Here is a 23,079-nt window from a genome sequence, read left to right as displayed (position 1 = left end):
GGACTGCAACGGGGGTCGGCACCGACCCGGTGCCGGGTGGCACCAGAACGGGGGTGTCGGTTCGGGTCATGCCCCCTCTTCGGGGGCATGCAACGGGGTGGTTTGGGTGGGGTACAGGGTCTGCCAGGACCCTGCCAGTTCCGCGACACCTGCTGTTCATCAGTGAACATCCGTCAGTGTTTTGGCCGATCAGGGCTCAAGTCCCCCGTCCGTCCGGACGGTCACGGGGGCTGCGTGGTGACCGGACGACGGACGGGAGGCGCGGTACCAGCTGGCACCGCGCCTCCCGTCCGTCGGTCGGTCGCGTCCTACGCGGGGCGCTTCTCCGGGCTGACCGTCTTGCTGGCATCGCGCTCCGGGATGTCGCCGAGCGCGTCGTCGATCGCGGCGAGCGCGTCGGCGTCGAGCGTGACGCCCGCTGCCTTGACGTTGTCCGTGACCTGCTCCGGGCGGGACGCACCGACGATCGCGGAGGCGACGTTCGGGTTCTGCAGCGTCCACGCGATCGCGAGCTGGGCGAGCGTCAGGCCGGCCTGGTCGGCGACCGGCTGCAGGCGCTGCACTGCCTCGAGGACCTCGTCGCGCATGAACCGCTTGATCATGTCCGCGCCGCCCTTCTCGTCCGTGGCGCGGGAGCCCTCGGGGGCCGGCTGGCCCGGCTTGTACTTGCCCGTGAGGACGCCCTGGGCGATCGGGGACCAGACGATCTGGCTGAGGCCGAGCTGCTTCGAGGCGGGGACGACCTCGCCCTCGATGACGCGCCACAGCATCGAGTACTGCGGCTGGTTCGAGATGAGCTGGAAGCCGAGCTCCTTCGCCAGTGCGGCGCCGGCGCGGATCTGCTCGGCGTTCCACTCGCTGACGCCGATGTAGAGCGCCTTGCCCTGGCGGACGACGTCCGCGAAGGCCTGCATGGTCTCCTCGAGCGGGGTCTCGTGGTCGTAGCGGTGCGCCTGGTAGAGGTCGACGTAGTCGGTCTGGAGGCGCTCGAGCGAGCCGTCGATCGACTCCATGATGTGCTTGCGGGAGAGGCCGACGTCGTTGTGCCCCTTCGGCCCGGTCGGCCAGTAGACCTTCGTGAAGATCTCGAGCGACTGGCGGCGCTCGGCCTTGAGCGCCTCGCCGAGGACCGTCTCCGCCGCGGTGTTGGCGTACGTGTCCGCGGTGTCGAACGTGGTGATGCCCGCGTCGAGCGCTGCCCGCACGCACTGGGTGGCGACGTCGTTCTCGACCTGCGAGCCGTGCGTCAGCCAGTTGCCGTAGGTGATCTCGGAGATCTTGAGTCCGGAGTTGCCCAGGTACCTGAATTCCATGGTCCTGACGCTAGTGGAGTGAGCGCTCTCGTGAGGGGGTGTGGGAGTACCTGTGGACAGCGAGCGGGCGGATCGGGCGGGGCGGGTCTCCTGGCGGGGCCGGTTCCGCCCGCTCGTCCGGACCTCCGCCGCTCGTCCGTGGGGATGCCGTCGCTCGTCCGTACTTCCGTCGCTCGTCCGCGGGGATGCTGCGTGTCGTCACCACCCCGTCCGCGTGAGAGGGCGGATTCGGGGCCACGCGCGGCCCGGCCCTGGCCGGGTCCGCCCGCTCGCGCGAGCGGGCGGAACGTTCATCATCCGCGGCCCGGCCCTGGCCGGTTCCGCCCGCTCGCATGAGCGGGCGGAACGTTCATCACCCGCCGCCCGCCCCTGTCCGGATCCGCCCGCTCGCATGAGCGGGCGGAACGTTCATCACCCACTGCCCGCCCCTGTCCGGATCCGCCCGCTCGCATGAGCGGGCGGAACGTTCGTCACCCACTGGCCGCTCCTGTCCGTATCCGCCCGCTCGGGATCGCGCTTCCCGTGGCAGCGACACCCAACCCCGGTCCTGCACAGCGCGCTCCGCCCTGCACCTGTCCACACTCGAGCAGCTCGCGTCCCGACTGACGGGAGGACGCTGCCACGCTCGCCGCATGCCCATCCCCGACCGCTTCCCACCGGCCCTCCGCGGACGCCCGTTCCGCGTCCGTGAGGCACTGCGCCGCGGCGTCCCGGCCAGCAGACTCCGCTCGAGACGGCTCTACCGCCCGTTCCACGGCACACGCTGCTGGACCCCTCCCGCCTCCCCCACGGAACGTGCACGAGCAGTCGCCCCGCGGCTCCGGCACGACCAGGCCTTCAGCCACACCACGGCCGCGCAGCTCCTCGGCGTCCCGCTCCCCCGCAGGCTCGAGGCCGACCAGCGCGTCCACGTGACGACCATCGGGAAGGACCAGGCGCTCCGCGTGCGCGGGACCGTCGGGCACCGCACGCGCGCACACTTGGCGAGCGTAGTGCGGTCCGGGACGACACACATCGTGGATCCGGCGACCACCTTCGTCATGCTGGCGGCGTTCCTCACCGTCGACGAGCTCGTCATCGCCGGCGACGCCCTGGTCGGCTGGTTGAACTGGTGCACGGTCGACGAGCTCGCAGCCGTCGTCGATCGACACCGTGGCGGGAGGCACATCCGGAAGGCGCGCGCTGCCCTCATCGAGGTGCGACCGGGTTCACGGAGTCCCGGAGAGACACGCCTCCGACTGGCCCTGGTCCGGCGTGGACTCCCCGAGCCGACACTGAACCACGACGTGGTGGTCGCCGAAAGGTGGATCGCGTGCGTCGACCTCGCGTACCCCGAGGCCCGGGTGGCGATCGAGTACGAGAGCGACCTGCACCGATCCGACCCGCGGACGTTCCGCAAGGACCTGACACGAGGCGAGCACCTGAAGGACGTCGACTGGTGGCTCGTGCGTGCGACCGCGGAAGACGTCGGCCCGATGACCGACGCCTTCGCGCAACGCATCCGGAGGCTGCTCACGACCGGCACGGCCGGGAGGCACGACACGCGTACGCGACATCTCCTGGCGTCGATCTCGTGAACATTGGTTGACGCTTCAACCAATGGGGTGCAGAATGGGCTACAGTTCAGATCGATGCAGGCGCATGCAGTTGCTCGCCTGCTCGGGGACAGCAGACCAACGCTCTCGTAAGGAGTCACCATGACGCTCACCGCCTCCGCCATCCCGGGCTACCAGACCGGTACCTGGAAGATCGACCCGACCCACTCCGAGGTCACCTTCTCGGTCCGCCACCTCGCGATCAGCAAGGTGAAGGGCTCGTTCGAGCGCTTCGACGCGACGCTCGTCACCGCAGACAACCCCCTCGACTCGACGCTCGAGGCCTCCATCGACGTCGCGAGCATCAACACCAACCAGGCGCAGCGCGACCAGCACCTCGCCACCGGTGACTTCTTCCTCACCGAGGAGCACCCGCAGATGGTCTTCAAGTCGACCGGCATCCGCGAGGACGGCGACGACATGCTCATCGACGGCACGCTGACCCTGCGCGGCGTCACCAAGGACGTCACCCTGAAGACCGAATTCGGTGGCGTGACCACCGACGGCTACGGCCAGGTCAAGCTCGGTGCCGAGGCGACCACGAAGATCGACCGCACCGAGTTCGGCGTGAACTGGAACGCTGCGCTCGAGGCCGGCGGCTTCACGCTCGGCAACGACGTCACGATCAACCTCGACGTGCAGTTCGTCCTCCAGGCGGCCTGACCTCCGAGTCCCTGACCCGCGGTCGTCGTCCCACCCGCGAGCGGGAGCGACCGCGGACACCGAACGAAGTACCTGCAGTACCCGGCGAACGGCCCGGCTCCTCCCCCACGGAGCCGGGCCGTTCCGCGTCCCGGGGTGCGTTCGCTGAGAGTGCAGAGTCGGACGTCGGCCGAGGCGCAGGCTCGATCTGCCGACGCGCGACCACGAGCGGGCCTGTTCCGCGCGCATGGTGCCTGTCCCGCGCAGGTTCCGCCCGCTCCAGCGCGAGCGAAGCTCCTCGTGCCCCCTTGCTCCACGTCGTCCTCTGCCGACCCGACGCGCCGGGCACGAGCGGGCATTCCCTGCGGATGACACCGCCGCTGACGTCTTCCTCTGCCCGATCGCCAGCTCTTCCACCTCGTCTCGATCGGACCGCGTCCCGGGGCGAGGCGGCGTCCGCGCGTGCTGATCCCGAGCGGGCGTACCTTGTCCCCTGTCACATCACGGGAATCGCCCACTCGCCAGTCCCGTTGCACCCCGCACCCGTACCGACCGAAGAGGAGCACCACCATGGCCACCGACTGGATCCGGCTGCAGTCGCTCGCCGTCGCCGAGTTCGGCCGCCGCGTCGCCGCCGTGACCGACTGGGATGCATCGACGCCCGACTCCGAGTGGACTACGCGCGACCTAGTCACGCACGTCATCGACGAGCAGCGCTGGATCCCGAAGCTCCTCACGGGGTGCGACTACGCCCAGGCCGAAGCCGACCTCGAACCGATCGGCCACGACCTGGCGAGCGAGTGGGCGAAGTTCGCAACCGCGGCATCCAACGCGTGGCAGAACGCGCCCGCTGACACCCCCGTGCACCTCAGCACTGACGTCGTCCGCGCCGACCAGTACCTCACCGAGCAGACGAGTGACATCACCATCCACACGTGGGACCTCGCACGTGCCACCGGCACAGACGAAGCACTGCCCGACGAGCTCGTCCGAGCCGTCTGGGAGTACTTCGAGCCGCAGATCCACGACCTCGCGGCGACCGGGCTCTACGCCGCCCCCGTCGAGGTCGACGAGGATGCGCCGCTCCAGGTCCGCCTGCTCGCGGTCACAGGTCGCGATGCCAGGGTGAACGCCTGACGCCCGACCTCTCCGTCTGATGTCGGCGGGCAGATTCGGAACCGGGCACTCCGGGAACGAGCAGGTTCCGCCCGCCCGACACCCGGCGGGCGAAACCGGCGTCGGACCCACCGCCCACCAGCAGGAACCGCCCGCCCGACATCCGGCGGGCGAAACCGGCGTCGGACCCACCGTCAACCAGCAGGAACCGCCCGCCCGACACCCGGCGGGCGAAACCGGCGTCGGACCGACCGTCCACCAGCAGGAACCGCCCGCCCGACATCCGGCGGGCGGAAACGATGAGGGAGCCATCACGGACACGACAGACAACGCCCGCCCGACCAGCGCGGGCGCAGCAGACAACGCCCGCTCGAACCACGCCGACGCCGACAGTGACGCCACGGCCGCACCCTCGGTCGGCACCACCCGCCTCGGGCGCACCGGCCTCGAGATCAGCCGGATCGTCCTCGGCATGATGTCCTACGGCAAGCCGGACCAGGGCGCCCACCCGTGGAGCGTCGACATCGACGACGCCCGCCCGTTCGTCCGCCGCGCCTACGAGGCCGGCATCACCGCGTTCGACACCGCCAACGTCTACTCCGCGGGCTCGAGCGAAGAGATCACCGGTCGGCTCCTCAAGGAGATCGCCCCGCGCGAGGAGGTCCAGGTCTTCACGAAGGTCTTCAACCGGATGCGCCCCGGCCCCAACGGCGCCGGGCTCTCCCGCGCCGCGATCATGCACGAGATCGACGCGTCGCTCACCCGGCTCGGCACGGACTACGTCGACCTGTACCAGATCCACCGGTTCGACCCGCACACGCCGATCGAGGAGACGATGGAGGCCCTCCACGACGTCGTCAAGGCCGGCAAGGCGCGCTACATCGGTGCGAGCAGCATGTGGACGTGGCAGTTCGCGCAGATGCAGCACGTCGCCGAGCTGCACGGGTGGACGCCGTTCGTCAGCATGCAGGACCAGTACAACCTCCTCGAACGCGAGGAGGAGCGCGAGATGCACCCGTTCGCCCATGCGACCGGCGTCGGCGTGATCCCGTGGAGCCCGCTCGCCCGCGGCAAGGTCACCCGCCCCTGGGACGCGCAGGGCTCGGGCAGCCGCTCGGACACCGACGAGTTCGGCAAGACGCTCTACCGTCAGGACGAGGACGCGAACCGCGCCATCGTCGACGCGGTCCAGCAGGTCGCCGAGGGCCGCGGCGCGAGCATGGCTCAGGTCGCCCTGGCGTGGGTGGCCGGCAAGCCCGCGGTCACCGCGCCGATCATCGGCGCGACGAAGGAGCACCACATCGACGACGCGGTCGCCGCGTCCGCGATGGAGCTCACCGACGACGAGGTGTCGCGACTCGAGTCCGCCTACACGCCCCGGGTACCGTCCGGATTCTGACGCGACCAGGCGACGGACGGGAGGCGCGGTGCCGGCTGGCACCGCGCCTCCCGTCCGTCCCCGGGTCACGTCGCGGACACGGGCGCACGTCGCGTGACACGGCCGCACGTCACGGGACACGGCCGCAGGTCACGGGACACGGGCGCACGTCGCCTACGACGGTCGATCACCGCAGACGGACCACCCGCCAGCTGACCACCGGACCGGTCGGGCGCCCGGCCAAGGTCAGGCAGTGGCGTCCTGCCGCGACTCCTGCTCCAACCGGGCGATCCGCACGAGGGCCGCGCGCTCGGTACCCGGGGTCGTCCCGAGCACCGCCCCGATCCCGTCGAGCACGACCCCCGCGACCTGGCGGACCGGCAGCTGCACCGGACCGACCCCCGGTGTCCGCAGCCCGAGCATCGACCGGTGCCGCGGGTCGAGCGACGCGACCGCCCCGTCGAAGAGCGCGCGGTAGCCCGGTCGGAGGAGCCTGGCGAGGGGCGGGTCCTTGATGAACCGGACCACGTCGTGCGTCCTGGCGTCGGCCTTGAGCTCCCCGCGGTCGAGGTACCCGTTCATCTGCGCGCGGAGCTCGGCGTCCGACTCCGGAGCGTCGTCGACCCCCATGAGCCGTCCCGCGATCGCCCATTCGCGCACGTAGGCGTCGGCTCCGCCCGGGATCGGCTTGCCCCACACCTGGGCGCTCCGCAGGAAGGCGTCCGTGAACGCGAGGTGCACCCACCGCGCCAGGTCGGGGTCGTTCGCCGCGTACGGTTTCGTCACACCGTGCCCGTCGACGTACTCGCCCACGACGCGCTCGTGCAGCTTGCGGACCCACTGGCTGGCGTGCGTGGCCTGCTGCGTGTCACCGTGCGACACCGTGTAGATCCACCGGATCGTGCCGGCCAGGCGACCGAACGGGTCCTCGCGGTAGCGGGAGTGGTCGGCGACGCCGGCGAGTGCTCCGGGGTGGAGTGCCTGCACGAGCAGCGCACGGACGCCGGCGAGCACGGTGTGGTTACCGCCGTGCACGGCCCAGGTCGCGGAGCCGGGACCGAAGAAGCCCGCGTCGGAGCCCTGTTCGAGCTCGTCGATCCAGGCGGGACGCTCGGTCGCGCCGTTGGTGAAGGTGTCGTTGAGGCGGGAGCGGAACGCGTCGGACACGGAAGGCATGCACCCATCGTCCGTCGTGCCCCTGACAGTGGGCCCTGACAGTCGGCCCTGACAACGAGCACGGCTCCGCCGGTAGGTTGGCCGGGTGAGCATCGACACGCCTCGTCCCTGGCTTGCCTCGTACGCCCCGGGGGTCCCGCACGACATCGACGAGCCCACGGGCTCGCTCGCCGACATCGTGGAGCAGTCCGCGGACCGCTTCCCGGGGAAGGTGGCGCTCGAGTTCTTCGGAAGAACGACGTCGTACGCCGACCTGCAGGAGCAGATCCTCCGCGCCGCCAACGGCCTGCGGAAGCTCGGCGTCGGCGCCGGTGACCGCGTGGCGATCGTGCTGCCGAACTGCCCGCAGCACGTCGTCGCCTTCTACGCGGTGCTCCGGCTCGGCGCGATCGTCGTCGAGCACAACCCGCTCTACACGGCGCGCGAGCTCCGCCACCAGTTCGAGGACCACGGCGCGAAGGTCGCGATCGCCTGGGACAAGTCGGTGGCCACGCTGCAGGACTTCCCCGCGGACCTGCGCCTCGACGCGATCGTGTCCGTCGACCTGACCCGCGCGATGCCCCGCGCCACCCGCCTCGCCCTGGCGCTGCCGGTGGCGAAGGCCCGGGAGTCCCGCGCGAAGCTGACCACGAGCGTCCGGGGCACGACGAAGTGGGACGACCTCGTCTCCACCCGGAAGCTGTCGAAGCGGCACCCGCGCCCGGCGACGACCGACGTCGCGCTCATCCAGTACACCTCGGGCACCACGGGGGTGCCGAAGGGCGCCGTCCTCAGCCACCGGAACCTCCTGGCCAACGCTGCGCAGGCCCGCGCATGGGTGCCGACGATCCGCCGTGGGGACAACACCGTGTACGCGGTCCTGCCGATGTTCCACGCCTACGGGCTGACGCTGTGCCTGACCTTCGCGATGAGCATGGCCTCGCGGCTCGTGCTCTTCCCGGCCTTCGACCCGGCACTCGTCCTCAAGGCGATGAAGAAGCACCCGCCGACGTTCCTGCCGGCCGTGCCGCCGATCTACACGCGACTGCAGCACGCGGCGGACTCGGCGAAGGTGTCCTTGCAGGGCATCGAGATCGGGATCTCCGGCGCGATGCCGCTGTCGCAGGACGTCGTCGAGCCGTGGGAGGCGCGCACGGGCGGCTACCTGGTCGAGGGCTACGGCCTGTCCGAGTGCTCCCCGGTCCTGATGGCGAACCCGGTCTCCCCCGAGCGCCGGCTCGGCGCCATCGGCCTGCCGCTCTCGTCCACCGAGGCCCGCGTGGTCGACCCGGACGACCAGACGAAGGTGCTCGGCACGGGCGAGCCCGGCGAACTGCAGGTCAAGGGCCCGCAGGTGTTCCGCGGCTACTGGGGCAAGGCCGAGGCCACCGACGAGGTGTTCACGCCCGACGGCTGGTTCCGCACCGGCGACGTCGTGTCGATCGACGCGGACGGCTTCGTCAGCATCGTCGACCGACTCAAGGAACTCATCATCACCGGCGGCTTCAACGTCTCACCGTCCGAGGTCGAGGACGCCCTGCTCAAGCACCCCAGCGTGCGCGAGGTCGCCGTCGTCGGCATCACGCAGGGCGGCAACGAGCAGGTCGTCGCCGCGGTCGTGCCGAAGGACCCGAAGACCTTCGACGCCGAGGCTCTCCGTGCGTGGTCTCGGGACCAGCTCGCTGCCTACAAGGTGCCGCGACGCATCGCCGTGGTCGAGGACCTGCCGCGCTCGATGATCGGCAAGGTGCTGCGCCGCAAGGTCCGGGACCAGATCACGGCGAAGTAGCGACCGCAGGACCAGCTCACGACCGAGCAGGACCGCGGCCCCGGCGCACGGCGCACGACGGAGCACGACCGAGCAGGACCGCGGCCCCAGCTCACGACCGAGCAGGACCGCGGCGCCGTCGCGGGAGCGGGAGCCCGAGCAGCGCGAGGCCGACGACGACGAGCACGATGCCGGACCATCCGGCCGGACCGAGGTGCTCGCCGACCACGAGCACGGCGAGCACCGCGGCGACCACGGGCTCGAACAGCGACAGCAGCGTCGCGACCGAGGCGCTCACCCGCCGGAGTCCGACGGCGTACAGCGAGTGCCCGAGCACCGTCGGCACGAGCGCGAGGTAGACGAACACGGGCCAGTTCGCCCCGACCGTCAGGGCGTCCCCGCCGGCGACCAGCGCGAGCACGACGAGCGGGAGGGCTGCCAGCCCGAACACGGCACCGACGACACCGCGCCCAGCTGCTGCTCCACTCGTGGTGCCGGACGCCGAGCCCGACGGCGGACCCGACAACGGAACCGACAGGGGCGTCGCCACAGGTACCGGCACGGGCCGGGCCGCCAGGTGCATGCCCCGCGCGACCGCCCACGAGTACGTCGCGTACGTCAGCCCGGCCACGAGGGCCGCCCCCAGGCCGAGCGGCAGCGACCCGCTCCCGGACGCCTCGGACCGCGCGAGCGTGACGACGACCATGCCGGCCACGCTGACCAGCGTCGCGACGACCCACCGACCCGTGACGCGCCTCCCGTCCGCCACCCACTCCACGAGCCCCGCGAACACCGGCGACGACCCGATGGCCACCGTCGTGCCGAGCGCGACCCCCGCGTCCGCGAGCGCCGCGTAGAACGCGACCGCGTACACGACGAGCGAGACCGCTCCGACCAGCACCCACCGCCGGGAACCGGGACCGACGACGGCGCGCACCGCGGCACGTCCGCTCGTCGCGGCGAGCACGAGCCCGCCGAGACCGAACGTCACCGCACCGAACACGAACGCCGGCACCCCGGGCGCGAAGTGCGTCGCGGTCCCCGTCGTGCCCCACACGGCGGCGGCGACGAGGACCGCGACCGCCCCACCGACCGGCGAGGAGGCTCGTTCCTCGACCGCACCGCGCGTCACGACACGTGGACGGTCGGCCGCCGGTGCACGTCCGGCTCGGCCTCGCGCAGGACCTCACGCGTCACCGGTGCGACGTCACCGACCCCGGTGAAGACGAACCGCAGGGCGTTCTGGATCGGGCTGCCCTCGTTCCACTCGAAGTAGATGCTCGGCACGACACCCGCGATGTCACGAACGGCGAGCAGCGTCGACGCGATGGTGTTCGGCACGTTGCCCGACCGCACGCGCAGCACCCGGTGCCCCTGCACGACGTGCCCCTCGACGACCAGGTCCTCCTCGAAGTCGGACGAGTCGGCGGGCAGCACCTCGAGGAACATCGTCGGCACCCGGGCGGGGATGCCGGAGTCGCGGCGTTCCTCGCGCCCCTTGGACCGGTACGCCTCGGCCGTGCCGGCACCCGGCTCGTTCGCGATGATGCAGACCGAACTGAACTGGTCGGCGTCGGCCTCGATGAACTGCCGGGCGGTGGCGTCCAGCTCGATCGACGACGCGCGGAGCTCGAACGACCGCCGCACGCGGGACACCAGGGACACGACGACGATCGCGATGATGAACACGCCCGCGATCCGCACGCCGTCCGGTCGCTCGATGACGTTCGCGACCGTGGTGTAGACGAACACCACCGCGATGACGCCGAACCCGATCGTCCGCTTCTTCTGCTGCTTGCGGCGCGCGGACAGCGTCACCGCCACGGCCGCGCTCGTGATGAGCACGAGGACACCCGTCGCGTAGGCACCGCCCTGCGCGTCGACGTTCGCCTCGAAGATGATCGTGATCGCGAAGGCGATGAGCGTGAAGATGATCACGAGGGGCCGGGTCGCACGGGCCCACTGCGGTGCCATCCCGTAGCGCGGCAGGAACCGCGGCACCAGGTTCAGCAGGCCGGCCATCGCGCTCGCACCCGCGAACCACAGGATCGCCACCGTCGAGACGTCGTAGACCGAACCGAAGACGTTGCCGAGGTACTCGTGCGCCAGGAACGCCAGCGCGCGCCCGTTGGCCCCGCCGCCCGGCTGGAACTCATGCTGCGGGATGAGGAAGGTCGTGGCGATCGAGGACGTGATGAGGAACGTGCTCATGATGATCGCCGCGGTCGTCAGCAGGCGCTTCGTCCCGCGGATCCGGCCCTCGGGCCGGCCCTTCGGGTCGTCACCGGCGTCACCGCGCACCTGCGGCATGACCGCGACACCCGTCTCAAAGCCGGACAGACCGAGGGCGAGCTTCGGGAACACGACCAGCGCGATCCCGATCATCACGAGCGGGTTGCTGTGCTGCGCCGTGAGGTTCGACCACCAGTCCGTCGCGACCACCGGACGTTCGAACACGTGCCAGAGCGCCACCACGACGACGACCGCGTTGAGCAGGAGGAACACCGCGACGAGCCCGACCGCGATGCCGATCGCCTCCTTGAAGCCACGGAGGAACACGATGCCGAGCAGGAGCAGCAGCACGAGCGTGATCGGCACCGGGATCTCGGTGAACCAGTGCGGCGTGAAGGGGTTCTCGGCGATGTGCGCGGTCGCGTCGGCCGCCGACAGCGTCATCGTGATCATGAAGTCGGTCACGGCGAACCCGAGCAGGACGAGCACGAAGAGCTTGCCGGCCCACCAGGGCAGCAGCTTCTCGAGCATCATGATCGAGCCGGCACCCTTGAAGCTGTCCTGCGCGACCCGACGGTAGACGGGCAGGGCGCCGAACAGGGTCACGAGCACGAGCACGATCGTCGCGATCGGTGACAGCAACCCTGCGGCGAGCGCCGCGATGGCGGGCTGGTAGCCAAGAGTCGAGAAGTAGTCGACGCCGGTGAGGCACATCACGCGCCACCACGAGTGGGTCTTCTCGACCTCGACCTGGTGGGGGCCCTGGTGCGAGGCACCCTGATCGGCTCCGTGCAGCATCCAGCGGCGCAGTCGCACGCTGCGGTCGGAGGGTCGCCCACTGGCGCCGCGCTGGGCGGCACGCTCGGCTTCGGTCGCGGTCACGAGAGTCGATGGTAAGCGGTCCCGGCGACGCTCGGGGACGCCGCGTCCCGGTCTGTGGGAAGCGGCTCAGCCCGCACTGATCCGTGTGTACTTCCGCACCGCCAGCGGCACGAACACGACGAGCATCACCGCGATGCCGACGAGCACGGTCGCGACCGGGTGCTGCATCGTCCACACGTCGGGCACGGGCGCGCTGCCGGCGTTGCCGAACAGCTCCCGCGCGGCCTGCACGAGCGACGACACCGGGTTCCACTCCGCGAACACGCGCAGCACCAGCGGCATGGTCTCGCTCGGCACGAACGCGTTCGAGATGAACGTCAGCGGAAACAGCACCATGAAGGACGCGTTGTTGATGACCTCAGGCGTCCGGACGCTCATCCCGAGCAGCGCCATCACCCAGCTGAACGCGTAGCTGAACAGCAGGAGCAGCCCCACCCCGGCCAGGAACTCGTGCGGCGCCGACCCGACCCGCCACCCGACCGCGAGCCCGGTGAGCATCATGATCACCATCGAGATGGCGTTGAGCACCAGGTCCGAGTTCGTCCGCCCGACCAGCACCGCCGATGCGGACATCGGCAGCGTCCGGAAGCGGTCGATCAGGCCCTCCTTCAGGTCCTGCGCCATCGCGGACCCCGAGAACGTCGCACCGAACACGACCGTCTGCGCGAAGATCCCCGCCATCAGGAACTGCGTGTAGTCGGTCCCCCGCACCTGGATGGCCCCGCCGTAGACCTGGCTGAACAACAGCACGAACATGATCGGCTGCAGCACCGCGAAGACGAGCATGTCCGGGGACCGCTTGATCTTCGTCAGGTTCCGCTTCGTCACGGTCCAGCCGTCCTCGAACCAGATCGCGACGGGCGACGTCACGACGACCGGCAGCTGCTGCCGGGGTGCGCCCACGGCGGTCACCGGACACGCTCCGGAGCACTGTCGGTCGCGTCGCCGGCCGCCGGTACCGGGTCACGGCGACCCGGCCTGGAGGCCCTGCCCGCGCCCGCCCCGCCGCCGCCGTCCCCCGCGTCCTCGTCGCCCGCCGTGGCGGCGTGTCCCGTGAGGCGCAGGAAGACGTCGTCGAGCGTCGGCCGGCGCATGCCCGCGTCGTGCAGCCGGATCCCCGCCTCGCCCAGGTCGGCGAGCACCCGCTGGAGCGCCTGCGGCCCCGCCTCGACCGCGATGCCGGAGGTGCGCCCGTCGGCCGAGGTCTCCACGTCCCCGACGCCGTACCGGCGCAGGGCGGTGACCACGGCCTCCCGGTCGTCCCCGTCCACGAGGGTGACGACGACCCGGTGGCCGCCCACCTGCGCCTTGAGCTGGTCGGCGGTGCCCTCGGCGATCACCCGGCCGTCGTCGATCACCGCGATGTCGTCGGCGAGCTGGTCCGCCTCTTCCAGGTACTGGGTCGTGAGCAGCACCGTGGCGCCGTCACCGACCAGGCCCTCGATGATCCCCCACAGCGCGAGACGGCTCCGGGGGTCGAGGCCGGTGGTCGGCTCGTCGAGGAAGAGCACCCGCGGGTTCGTCACGAGGGCACCGGCGAGGTCGATGCGACGCCGCATGCCGCCGGAGAAGCCCTTGACGGGCCGGTCACCCGCCTCGGCCAGGTCGAACACCTCGATGAGCTCGCGGGCCCGCTGCCGCGCCGCCCGACGGCCGAGGTGGTACAGCCGACCGATCATCTCGAGGTTCTCGGCGCCGGTGAGGTTCTCGTCGACCGCGGCGTACTGCCCGGAGACCCCGATGGACCGCCGCGTCGTCTGCGGGTCGGCGACCACGTCGACGCCGTCGATCGTCGCCCGTCCGGCGTCCGGGGTGACGAGTGTCGTCAGGACCTTGACGGTCGTGGTCTTGCCGGCACCGTTCGGCCCGAGCAGCGCCGTGACGGTGCCCTCGGGGACGGACAGGTCGAGCCCGGCGAGCGCGTGCACCGGGCCCGAGCGCGATCGGAAGGTCTTGGTCAGCCCGGAGGCCTCGATGATGGCCATGTCGCTCCCTCGTCGGCCACGTCGGTGTGGTGTGGGATCGGCGGGAGCGACGACGTCACTCAGACGTCGAAGTCACCGCCGAAGTCGCCGAAGCCGCCGCCGCCGAAGTCACCGCCGCCGTCGTCCCAGCCCGCGTTCTCGTACCCGCCGCCGTCGGACGCGCCCGCATCGGACGCTCCGCCGTCACCGGAGTCGGCACCAGTGTCCTCCGAACCGCCGTCGCCCGCAGCATCGGTACCGCCGTCGAACGATCCGGCGTCGGGCAGGAAGGCGCTCATGATCGCCGAACCGATGACGTACCCGGCGACCGTACCGAGGATCGATGCGCCGATCATCCGGCCGAACGAGGGACCGCCGCGCTGCCCCATCGCACCCGCGCCGCCGTTCATCCCGCCGAGCGACCGCTCCATGAAGCCGGGCTGGCGGATCTCCGAGCGGGTCGCCGCCTGGGCCAGGGACCGCGGGTCGTCGCCGCGAGGAGCCTCGCCGTCGGGCGCGCTGCGGGTGAACTCCTCGTAGACCATCCGGCGCTGCTCGGGCGTCAGGGTCGCGAAGGCCTCGGCGTGGACCGCCTCGATGCGCTCCGGCGGTGCCGTGCGGAGCAGGTAGCGGTAGCGCTCGACGGCGCGCTCGTCCTCGGTCGAGGCCGCACCCTGCTGACCGCCCGGCTGCTGGCCACCGGGCTGGCCCGGACCCCACTGCGGGGTGCCGTACTGCTGGCCGCCGAACTGCTGAGCTGGCTGCGCCCCGTACTGCTGACCGCTGTACTGCTGACCGCCGTCCTGCTGGACCGGCGGCACCTGGTACGACTGCTGCCCGTACCGGTACCCCTGCTGGGCCGGCTGCTGGGGCTGCTGCGGCTGACCCCACCCGCCCTGCTGGTCGCGGTCACGGTCGGGACGGCCGAGCAGTCGGTCGAGGAATCCCATGTCGTTGCTCCTTCGGTGCGGTCCGCCCGGGTCGGGAGGGTCCGTCGCAGCCACACTAGGCAGCGCCGACGACCGCTGACTGTACGACCGCACAGAACCAGCCGAGAGCGGCCTCAGCGCTCGGCGTCAGCGCTCGGCGCCAGCGCCGGTGGTCAGCGAGCATCGAGCGCCGTCGACCAGATCGCGAAGAGCTCGTCGGCCGCACCGGGATGCGCGACGAGGACGGGCTCCCCGGCTCGCGGGAACCCGTCGACGGGTCCGTCGAGCGTGAGGACCACTCCCCCGGCCTCCTGCACCAGCAGCACCGCCGCGCCGTGGTCCACGAGATCGAACGACGGCACGCAGCCGCCCGCCCCGCGACCGGCGGCGACCTGCGCGAGCGTCAGCGTGCTGGAACCCATCACGCGCACGGCGCAGGAGCGCTCTGCCAGCGCGGCCACGAGCCTCCCGAGACCGTCCCACGCCCCGAGTCCGCCGAACTCGGCCGCCACGACGGCCCCGGCGAGCGGCCGCGGCGCGTCGTCGAGCCGCAGCGGTGTGTCGCGGAGCACCGCACCGCGACCGCGCCGGGCTTCGAGCACCTCGCCCCGCCACGGGTCGGCCACGACCCCGACGAGGGGCTGCCCGCCGCGGGTCAGGCAGAGCGACATCGCCGTCCAGGGAACCCCGTTGACCAGGTTCGTCGTGCCGTCGACCGGGTCGAGCCACCAGTGGTGTCGGTCGCCGGGCGCCGTGCCGTACTCCTCGCCCGTGAACCCGTGCGTGGGGAAGGCCGCACGGACGCGGGACCGGACGAGTCGCTCGACGGCACGGTCGACCTCGGTGACCGGATCGCCGTCGCCGTGCTTCGTCGCGACCTGCCCGATCGGGTGCTCGCGGGTGAACGCGACGACCTCGTGCGCGATGCGGTGGGCGAGCGCCTGAGCGCGCGTGCCCACCTCGTCCTCGGTCGGTCCGCGCTCGGACAGCGCCCAGCCGTCCCGCTCCCCTCCGGCCAAGACGGCTCGGACGGAGGCGACGTCCTCCGTGGCCACGAGGTCCGCACCCGTGCGCGCCGCCCACCGGACCGGTTCCGGCTCGTCGACGGTCCGCACCGCCACCGCGAGACCGAGGTCGTGCGCCGCCGCGACCGTGTCCGGCGTCAGGAACACGTCGTCGAGCACCAGCGTCGACGGCCGGAGACCGGCCGTGTCCGCGGCGGTGGGGACGTCGAGCGACTCCCACGGCAGCCACGTGTCGGCGGTCGGCAGCGCTGCCCGGACCGCGGCGAGCGCCGGCGGCGTGCCCGTCCACGCCACCGCGGTGTCCCAGGTCGACGAGGCGACGGTGCGGGTCGCGACGAGGGCGTCCGCGGGGTCGACGACGTGGAGCAGCAGGGCGGCCCGGCAGCCGTCGAGCCGTTCGAGCACGGCGTCGAGGCGCGGGATGCGGTCGAGCCCGTTGCCGAGCCGGGCGACCTCGCACCACGAGACCTCGGCGACGCGACGCGGATCGCCCCAGAGCCGGCCGAGGGTCTCGTCGTGCAGCAGGACCGCGACACCGTCGGCGGTCCGGCGGACATCGACCTCGACGACGTCGGCACCGAGGGCCTCGGCGACGGCGATGGAGGGCAGGGTGTCCTCGCGCCGGACCCGGGGCGCGCCGCGACGGGCCACGAGTCGCGGGAGGGTCCTCGCTGCACGGCCGTCGTGGTCGTGGCCGACGGCGGCGTGGTCGAGGGTCGTCATCCTGGTATGTTCCCCGCAGCGGGTGGCGGGTGGGTGACCGGCGGGTGAACGGGAGCGGCGGTGCGGCGGTGCGCTCGTGTGCCCGTGCGGCGGTGCGGCTGCCTCGCGGCGTGCGCTCGTGCGGCGATGCGGCTGCGTCGCGGCGGGTGGACCGGCGGCCGATCGTCCGACCCCGTGGTGTCGCCGGGCGGACGTCCGGTCAGGCGCGCCCGCGACCCCGGCGACCGACGCGGAGGACGAGCCCGGCGACGGTACGCCACCCCAGCAGGAAGACCGCCAGGACGATCGTCGCGACGATGACGAACGACAGCGGCAGCGGGTCGCCCGCGACGTCGCCCTGCCCGGTCAGCACCCGGAGCAGCATGCCGATCGCGACCGTGGCGACCCACACGACCACGCCCGTCGGCCACACGCGCAGGGGACGACGCCACCCGAGGACGACCAGCCAGCCGACGAGCCAACCTGCCAGGAACGGGTAGGCCGTGGTCCAGGTGCCGGCGAGCGACGTGGCCTCGGCGTGCGAGGACCGCCCGACGAGCGCGAACACGACGATGAGGACGATGTCGACGACGGCTGCGATCCAGCCCCAGGTGCGAGTCACCCGCCCATTCTCCCGCGATCCGACCACCACGGGTGACGGGCCGGCACCCGCGGGGCCGCCGTCAGAAGAGCCCGGGGCGGCCGGGTTCCTCCGGTCCGTCGAAGCCGCGGAACATGTCGGACACCAGCGCCGCGATCTGTGGTTCCACGAGACGCTCGACCGCCTCGGCGATGCGCGGACGGTGCTCGACGAGGGCCAGGCACACGGCCGTCCCCGTCGCCCGAGCACACTCGTCGGACAGGGCGATCTCGTGCCGCAGTGCCGCCTTCGCCTCGTCGGACAGCGGCTCGCGCGGGGTCTGCTCGCCCGCACCCGTGCCGGTCATCTCGTCGAGGGTGAAGAGGAACGGCTCCCCCGGCGAGGGCTCCGGGTCCACGTCGAGGCCCTGGAACTCCGGCGACAGGCCCTCGGTCGGCTGGTAGCCCGCGTGCCGCTTCCGGGCGGCGGCCCGTTCGAGCTCCCGCTGGAGCAGCGGGAGGTTCTTCGCGGTGTACTCGTCGACGGCGTCCTCGACGATGGTCGAGATCCGACCGATCAACGCGTGCTGGACCGCGTGCGGCACGTCCGGACCGAACCCCGCGGCGGAGGCGATCGGCGACCCGGTGCACTTCCGGCAAATCCGCGTCCGAGGTCGGGCGGTCCCGATCTGCCACCGCGGCAGCCACCGCAACCACACGTCGACCGCGCCCCGCACGCGACCGTCGATGCCGTCCATCCCTCAACAGTAGGCCGCGCGGCGCGCTTCCCCCGGAGCACGCCCGAGCGGGCGGAAACGCACCGCGTCCGCGGCGGCGCGTGCCACTTCCGCCCGCTCACCACCGCACGACCGGCACCCACCCCCCAGACTCCGTGAACGGGCGGAAACGAAAGCGAGACCCGGACCGGAGGCGCGACTTCCGCCCGCTCACCGGCCCACGCCCGGCACCCACCCGCCAGACGCCGTGAACGGGCGGAAACGGAAGCGAGACCCGGACCGGAGGCGCGACTTCCGCCCGCTCACCGGCCCACGCCCGGCACCCACCCGCCAGACGCCGTGAACGGGCGGAAACGGAGGCGAGACCCGGACCGGAGGCGCGACTTCCGCCCGCTCACCGGCCCACGCCCGACATCCACCCCCAAGGGATCACGAGCGGGCAAAATCGGAAGCGAGACCCGGACCGGAGGCGCGACTTCCGCCCGCTCACCGGCCCACGCCCGACACCCACCCGCCAGACGCCGTGAACGGGCGGAAACGGAAGCGAGACCCGGACCGGAGGCGCGACTTCCGCCCGCTCACCGGCCCACGCCCGACACCCACCCGCCAGACGCCGTGAACGGGCGGAAACGGAAGCGAGACCCGGACCGGAGGCGCGACTTCCGCCCGCTCACCGGCCCACGCCCGACACCCACCCGCCAACGGCCGCGAGGGGGCGGGAACGGGGACGCTCCCGCCCCACGACGAGCGCCGGCAGGGTGGCCGAACGGGTCAGGCCCGCGGCTCGGTCACGAAGTCGATGAGCTCCTCGACGCGCCCGAGCAGCTGCGGCTCCAGGTCGGCGAAGGTCCGGACCTGCCCGAGGATCCGCTGCCACGCGCGGGCGATGTCGGCCTGTTCCTCGGCGGGCCACCCGAGGTGCTGGCAGATGCCCTTCTTCCACTCGATCGACCGCGGGATCGTGGGCCACGCCTGCAGCCCGAGCCGCGACGGCTTCACGGACTGCCAGACGTCGACGAACGGGTGCCCGACGACGAGCACGTGCGCGCCCCACTTCCCGCGCATCACGGCGTCGGCGAAGCGGGACTCCTTCGACCCGGGCACGAGGTGGTCGACCAGGACCCCGACTCGGCGGTCCCTGGTCGGGCGGAACTCCTCGAGGACGTCCGCCAGGTTGTCGACGCCGGAGAGCTCCTCGACGACCACTCCCTCGACACGCAGGTCGGCTCCCCAGACCTTCTCGACGAGTTCGGCGTCGTGCTTGCCCTCGACCATGATCCGGGAGGGCAGCGCCACGCGAGCCCGCTGCTGCTCGACGGCGAACGAGCCGGACGCGGTGCGGAGACGACCACCGTCGGAGGCGTGCCGGACCGCCGGAGCCGCACCGGGCCTCCCGGCCGTCCCCACGGACCGCGCGGGTGGCGCCGCCGCAGCCGATCGGCCCACCGGAGCCTGCGGACGACCGAGGGTGACGAGCTCGCCCTCGAGCAGGAACTGCCCGGTGAAGGGGAAGGCGCGGGTGCGACCCTTCCAGTCCTCCAGGGTGACGTTGCCCGCCTCGAGCCCGACGACGGCGCCCGCCCAGCCGGAGTCCGGGTCCTCGAGCACCATGTCGCGTTCGAGCGGCACCTGCCGCACCTTCTTGACGCCCTTCGAGCGCCAGTCGCCCGAGAGCACGTCACTGCCGTAGCGGTCGTCGTCCACCCGGGAAGCGTAGTGTCGACGGGTCCCGCAACGGCGCCGGCACCCTGGCGCGTCACGGTACGCGCCGCGTCCACCCCCACGATCGGAAGGCCACACCGTGCGCGCAACCGTCATCCACGCCCCTCGCGACATCCGCGTCGAGGAGCGCGACACCCCCGTCCTCATCGACCCCACCGACGCCGTCGTCAAGGTGACCGCGTCCTGCGTCTGCGGGTCCGACCTCTGGCCCTACCGCGGCGTCCGCGGGACCGAGCAGGCCCACACCATCGGGCACGAGTTCGTCGGCGTCGTCGAGTCCGTCGGTGCCGACGTCGCCGACCTCGCCGCGGGCGACTTCGTCATCGCGCCGTTCACCACCAACGACGGCACCTGCCAGGCCTGCACCCACGGCATGACGAGTGGCTGCGAGCACAGCTCGATCTTCGGCGGCACGACCGACGCGTACGGCCACCCGATCGGCGGTGCGCAGTCGGAGTACGTGCGCGTGCCCGACGCCGCGGCGACCCTCGTGAAGGTCCCCGGCCCGGTGGACGACGACCTCGTGCCGTCGCTCCTCACGCTGTCCGACGTGTTCTCGACCGGGCACCACGCGGCCGTGTCCGCCGAGGTCGGCCCCGGCAAGACCGTCGTGGTCGTCGGGGACGGCGCCGTCGGGCTGTCCGCGGTGCTCGCAGCGTCGCGCCTGGGTGCCGAACGCATCATCGCGATGAGCCGGCACGCCGACCGTCAGGCGCTGGCGCGGGAGTTCGGGGCGACCGACGTCGTCGAGACCCGCGGTGAGGAGGGCATCGCCGCCGTGCGCGAGCTGCTCGGCGGAGAGCTCGCCGACTGCGCCCTCGAGGCCGTCGGCACCGCGGAGAGCATGGACCAGGCGCTGCGGGTCGTCCGCCCGGGCGGCAACGTCGGCTACGTCGGTGTCCCCGCGGGTGACCCGGAGCTGCCGATGCCGTTCCTGTTCGCGAAGAACATCACCGTGGGCGGCGGCATGGCCCCGGCACGCGCGTACATCGAGGAGCTGCTCCCGGACGTGCTGTCGCGGACGATCGAGCCCGGCAAGGTGTTCGACCTCGAGCTGCCCCTCGACCAGGCAGCCGAGGCGTACGCGGCGATGGACGAGCGGCGTGCCATCAAGGTGCTGCTGCGTCCGTAGCGCCGCCACGCCGCCGCCCGCGCGCGGCTCACGAGCGGACGGTCGGGCCCACGCGGACCGGCGGGTCTGCCCGAGACTCGGCCCCGCGGACACGTTCGCAGCACGACGTGCGCGGACCCGTCCGAAGGGCCGAGTCCCGTGCGCACGGCGGCGCCGATGCGCGCGGTGCCGCCGCCATGTGCACGGCGGCGCCGATGCGCGGGCCGGGGCCCGTCAGGCGTCCCGCACCGCGAGCACCCGGTGCGGTGCCGCCCGCTCGGCGGTCCATCCCGCAGGCAGCACCTCCTGCAGCTCGGGGACCGTGAACGACCGACGGATCGAGCGGAGCCCGTCCACCCGGACGAACGTGCCGGCGGACACGAGCGGCGACGCCAGCGCGTACGCCCGGTAGGCCTGTCGCGACCGCCGGATGTCGGAGTGCAGGCTCCGCCCGGTGGCCAGCCGCTCGGAGTCAGCGAGGAACGCTGCCCTGGCGTCGTCGTCCAGGTGGTGCAGCACGTGGTTCGAGACGACGACGTCGAACCGCTCCCCCGCCGCGACGAGGTCCGTGCTCGATGCCTGACGGAAGGTCACCCCCCGGGCGGTCGACCGGCGAGCCGCGGTGATCGCTCGCTCGTCGGGGTCGACCCCGACGACCTCGAGCGAGAAGCCGTCACTGCCCGCCCACCGCACGAGCGAGCGCGCGAGGTCCCCGCCGCCGCACCCGAGGTCGAGCACGCGGGCGCGACCGCTCGGCGGCAGCGCCGGGACGACGTGCGTGCGCCACACCGCCCGCCACCCGCTGACCAGCGCGTTCACCACGGCGAATCGTCGGAACGTCCGGTCGAGCACGCGCGGGTCGCACCCCGGGTCGTCCATCAGCTCCTGCAACCGTGTGTCCCGCTGCCGCAGGTCCACGGCACGGAGTCCGGGCTCGCGGCCGTCGCCCGCGCCGCGAACGGACCAGGTCCGGTCGTTCACGCCCCGACCGCCGTGAGCCTCGCGCTCTCCACCGTCAGCCCGGGTCCGAAGGCGACGGCCGCGACCGGGGATCCCGGTGCGAGCCCCTGCTCGACGGCGTCCCGGAGCACGAACAGCACCGTCGCGCTCGACATGTTGCCGTGGTCCCGGAGCACGGCGCGACTGGAGGCGACGGCGCCGTCGGGCAGCGCGAGGGCGTCCTGGGCGCGGTCGAGGATCGCGCGTCCGCCGGGGTGCACCGCCCACACCGGCAGGTCGGCGAAGGTCTCGCCCTCGCCGAGCAACGCGGTGACGGCAGCGGGCACGTGCACGCCGACGAGCTTCGGGACCGCGGTCGAGAGCACCATCTCGAAGCCCTCGTCGCCGATGTTCCAGGCCATCTCCGACGCCCCCTCGGGCACCGTCGCGGTGGCGAAGCGCTCGATGCGCAGGCCCGGTCCGCCCGAGGTCACGACCGCCGCGGCGGCACCGTCCCCGAAGACGCTGTTCGCGACGATCTGGTCCGGGTCGTCCGACGCGCGGACGTGGAGCGTGCAGAGCTCGGCGCAGACGACCAGCACGACGGCGTCGGGGTCCGCCTCGGCGAAGGCCGCTGCAATCCGGAGCGCCGGGAACGCCGCGCAGCACCCCATGAAGCCGATGTGGTGCCGGAAGACCCCCGCCGGCAGCCCGAGCTGGTCGACGACGTCGATGTCCGGCCCGGGTTGCGTGAACCCCGTGCACGAGACCGTGACCAGGTGGGTAACGCGGTCCGGTGCGATCGCGGCACGCTCGACGGCGTCCCGAGCGGCCGCGACGAACAGCGCCGGGGCGAGGTCGCGGTAGCGGTCGTTCCGGGTGCCGGTGGACGGCGACACGAGCGCACCGGACTCCTGTCGGAAGAGTCCGCCGGGCCGCGCGGCGTCGAGCTCCTCGATGACGGTGTGCCGGTGTTCGACGGCGGATGCGTCGAAGGCCGCCGGGACGATCCGCGCGCCCAACCGACCGAGGTCCGGCTGTCCGGCGAACAGGTCACGCACCGCACCCTGGTCGAGGGTGGTGTCGGGGACGGCGGTCCCGATGGCGCGGATCGTTGCGGTCACTCCTCATCCTGTCACCGGGTCGCTGACGCGTCCCCAGGATCGCGGACCGGCCGAGCACGAGCCGGCACGAGGGCTCGCCGGCACGAGCACGGGTCGGCACGACGACAGACCGGCCGCATGACGGACGGGAGGCACGTGGCGGACCCGCCACCCCTCCCTCGCAGGC

19 protein-coding genes are annotated in these 23,079 nt (G+C 72.4%); 6 read left to right on the top strand and 13 right to left on the bottom strand.

Annotated features, from left to right (window positions below; all coding sequences use genetic code 11):
- Positions 1 to 308: 308 nt before the first annotated feature.
- Positions 309 to 1,313 (bottom strand): aldo/keto reductase family protein, encoded by a 1,005-nt coding sequence (locus LCG91_RS04585; RefSeq protein ID WP_058750614.1) that lies wholly within the window; start codon positions 1,311 to 1,313, stop codon positions 309 to 311.
- A gap of 632 nt (positions 1,314 to 1,945) precedes the next feature.
- Between LCG91_RS04585 and LCG91_RS04580 the strand changes: the two genes are divergently transcribed.
- The 4 genes from LCG91_RS04580 (at position 1,946) to LCG91_RS04565 (ending at position 6,065) form a co-directional block, all read left to right on the top strand.
- Entirely contained in the window at positions 1,946 to 2,890 is a 945-nt protein-coding gene (locus LCG91_RS04580; protein ID WP_224442645.1) for a hypothetical protein, read from the top strand.
- A gap of 120 nt (positions 2,891 to 3,010) precedes the next feature.
- Positions 3,011 to 3,571: a YceI family protein gene (locus LCG91_RS04575; RefSeq protein WP_058727641.1), complete on the top strand. Its 561-nt coding sequence runs from the start codon at positions 3,011 to 3,013 to the stop codon at positions 3,569 to 3,571.
- Positions 3,572 to 4,120: 549 nt separating this feature from the next.
- Positions 4,121 to 4,687: a TIGR03086 family metal-binding protein gene (locus LCG91_RS04570; protein WP_224442644.1), complete on the top strand. Its 567-nt coding sequence runs from the start codon at positions 4,121 to 4,123 to the stop codon at positions 4,685 to 4,687.
- Positions 4,688 to 5,117: 430 nt separating this feature from the next.
- On the top strand, positions 5,118 to 6,065 hold the full coding sequence (locus LCG91_RS04565; protein ID WP_263480183.1) for an aldo/keto reductase: 948 nt from the start codon (positions 5,118 to 5,120) through the stop codon (positions 6,063 to 6,065).
- A gap of 225 nt (positions 6,066 to 6,290) precedes the next feature.
- Here LCG91_RS04565 and LCG91_RS04560 read toward each other — a convergent pair whose 3' ends face one another.
- On the bottom strand, positions 6,291 to 7,220 hold the full coding sequence (locus tag LCG91_RS04560; protein ID WP_224442642.1) for an oxygenase MpaB family protein: 930 nt from the start codon (positions 7,218 to 7,220) through the stop codon (positions 6,291 to 6,293).
- 85 nt (positions 7,221 to 7,305) lie between these two features.
- Between LCG91_RS04560 and LCG91_RS04555 the strand changes: the two genes are divergently transcribed.
- The gene (locus tag LCG91_RS04555) at positions 7,306 to 8,988 is read left to right on the top strand and encodes a long-chain-fatty-acid--CoA ligase (protein WP_224442641.1); all 1,683 of its coding nucleotides are present in this window, start codon (positions 7,306 to 7,308) and stop codon (positions 8,986 to 8,988) included.
- Between the two features lie 91 nt (positions 8,989 to 9,079).
- Here the strand turns inward: LCG91_RS04555 and LCG91_RS04550 are convergent, their stop codons facing one another.
- From LCG91_RS04550 to LCG91_RS04510, 9 genes are all read right to left on the bottom strand, one after another.
- Positions 9,080 to 10,099 (bottom strand): DMT family transporter, encoded by a 1,020-nt coding sequence (locus LCG91_RS04550; RefSeq protein WP_224442640.1) that lies wholly within the window; start codon positions 10,097 to 10,099, stop codon positions 9,080 to 9,082.
- On the bottom strand, positions 10,096 to 12,081 hold the full coding sequence (locus LCG91_RS04545; RefSeq protein WP_411955826.1) for an amino acid transporter: 1,986 nt from the start codon (positions 12,079 to 12,081) through the stop codon (positions 10,096 to 10,098). The genes LCG91_RS04550 and LCG91_RS04545 overlap by 4 nt, the downstream gene beginning before the upstream one ends.
- Before the next feature lie 66 nt (positions 12,082 to 12,147).
- Positions 12,148 to 12,993, bottom strand: a complete 846-nt coding sequence (locus LCG91_RS04540) for an ABC transporter permease (RefSeq protein WP_082687692.1) — start codon at positions 12,991 to 12,993, stop codon at positions 12,148 to 12,150.
- Positions 12,990 to 14,066 carry an ATP-binding cassette domain-containing protein gene (locus tag LCG91_RS04535; RefSeq protein ID WP_224442639.1) on the bottom strand — a complete coding sequence of 359 codons (1,077 nt, stop codon included), beginning with the start codon at positions 14,064 to 14,066 and terminating at the stop codon, positions 12,990 to 12,992. The genes LCG91_RS04540 and LCG91_RS04535 overlap by 4 nt, the downstream gene beginning before the upstream one ends.
- Before the next feature lie 59 nt (positions 14,067 to 14,125).
- Positions 14,126 to 14,995 carry a hypothetical protein gene (locus LCG91_RS16405; RefSeq protein WP_263480175.1) on the bottom strand — a complete coding sequence of 290 codons (870 nt, stop codon included), beginning with the start codon at positions 14,993 to 14,995 and terminating at the stop codon, positions 14,126 to 14,128.
- Positions 14,996 to 15,147: 152 nt separating this feature from the next.
- Positions 15,148 to 16,722: an inositol monophosphatase family protein gene (locus LCG91_RS04525; protein ID WP_224442638.1), complete on the bottom strand. Its 1,575-nt coding sequence runs from the start codon at positions 16,720 to 16,722 to the stop codon at positions 15,148 to 15,150.
- A 199-nt stretch (positions 16,723 to 16,921) separates the two neighbouring features.
- Positions 16,922 to 17,323, bottom strand: coding sequence for a DUF3054 domain-containing protein (locus tag LCG91_RS04520; RefSeq protein WP_058728907.1), 402 nt, complete (start codon positions 17,321 to 17,323; stop codon positions 16,922 to 16,924).
- 61 nt (positions 17,324 to 17,384) lie between these two features.
- Entirely contained in the window at positions 17,385 to 18,038 is a 654-nt protein-coding gene (locus LCG91_RS04515; RefSeq protein WP_058728906.1) for a hypothetical protein, read from the bottom strand.
- Positions 18,039 to 18,788: 750 nt separating this feature from the next.
- On the bottom strand, positions 18,789 to 19,721 hold the full coding sequence (locus tag LCG91_RS04510) for a DUF3097 domain-containing protein (RefSeq protein WP_224442637.1): 933 nt from the start codon (positions 19,719 to 19,721) through the stop codon (positions 18,789 to 18,791).
- 97 nt (positions 19,722 to 19,818) lie between these two features.
- Here LCG91_RS04510 and LCG91_RS04505 point away from each other — a divergent pair, with 97 nt between their 5' ends.
- Entirely contained in the window at positions 19,819 to 20,871 is a 1,053-nt protein-coding gene (locus LCG91_RS04505; RefSeq protein ID WP_224442636.1) for a zinc-dependent alcohol dehydrogenase family protein, read from the top strand.
- A 213-nt stretch (positions 20,872 to 21,084) separates the two neighbouring features.
- On the opposite strand, the gene LCG91_RS04500 is transcribed toward LCG91_RS04505, so the two are convergent.
- Both LCG91_RS04500 and LCG91_RS04495 read right to left on the bottom strand, forming a co-directional pair.
- Positions 21,085 to 21,831, bottom strand: a complete 747-nt coding sequence (locus LCG91_RS04500) for a methyltransferase domain-containing protein (RefSeq protein ID WP_224442635.1) — start codon at positions 21,829 to 21,831, stop codon at positions 21,085 to 21,087.
- Positions 21,828 to 22,913, bottom strand: a complete 1,086-nt coding sequence (locus LCG91_RS04495) for a type III polyketide synthase (protein WP_224442634.1) — start codon at positions 22,911 to 22,913, stop codon at positions 21,828 to 21,830. Before LCG91_RS04495 ends, LCG91_RS04500 begins: the two co-directional genes overlap by 4 nt.
- Positions 22,914 to 23,079: the final 166 nt, after the last annotated feature.

This window comes from Curtobacterium sp. TXMA1, assembly GCF_020162095.1.
Taxonomy (GTDB): Bacteria; Actinomycetota; Actinomycetes; order Actinomycetales; family Microbacteriaceae; genus Curtobacterium.
Note: the sequence above shows the minus strand (reverse complement) of the source record. Positions and strands in the feature narration are given on the sequence as shown.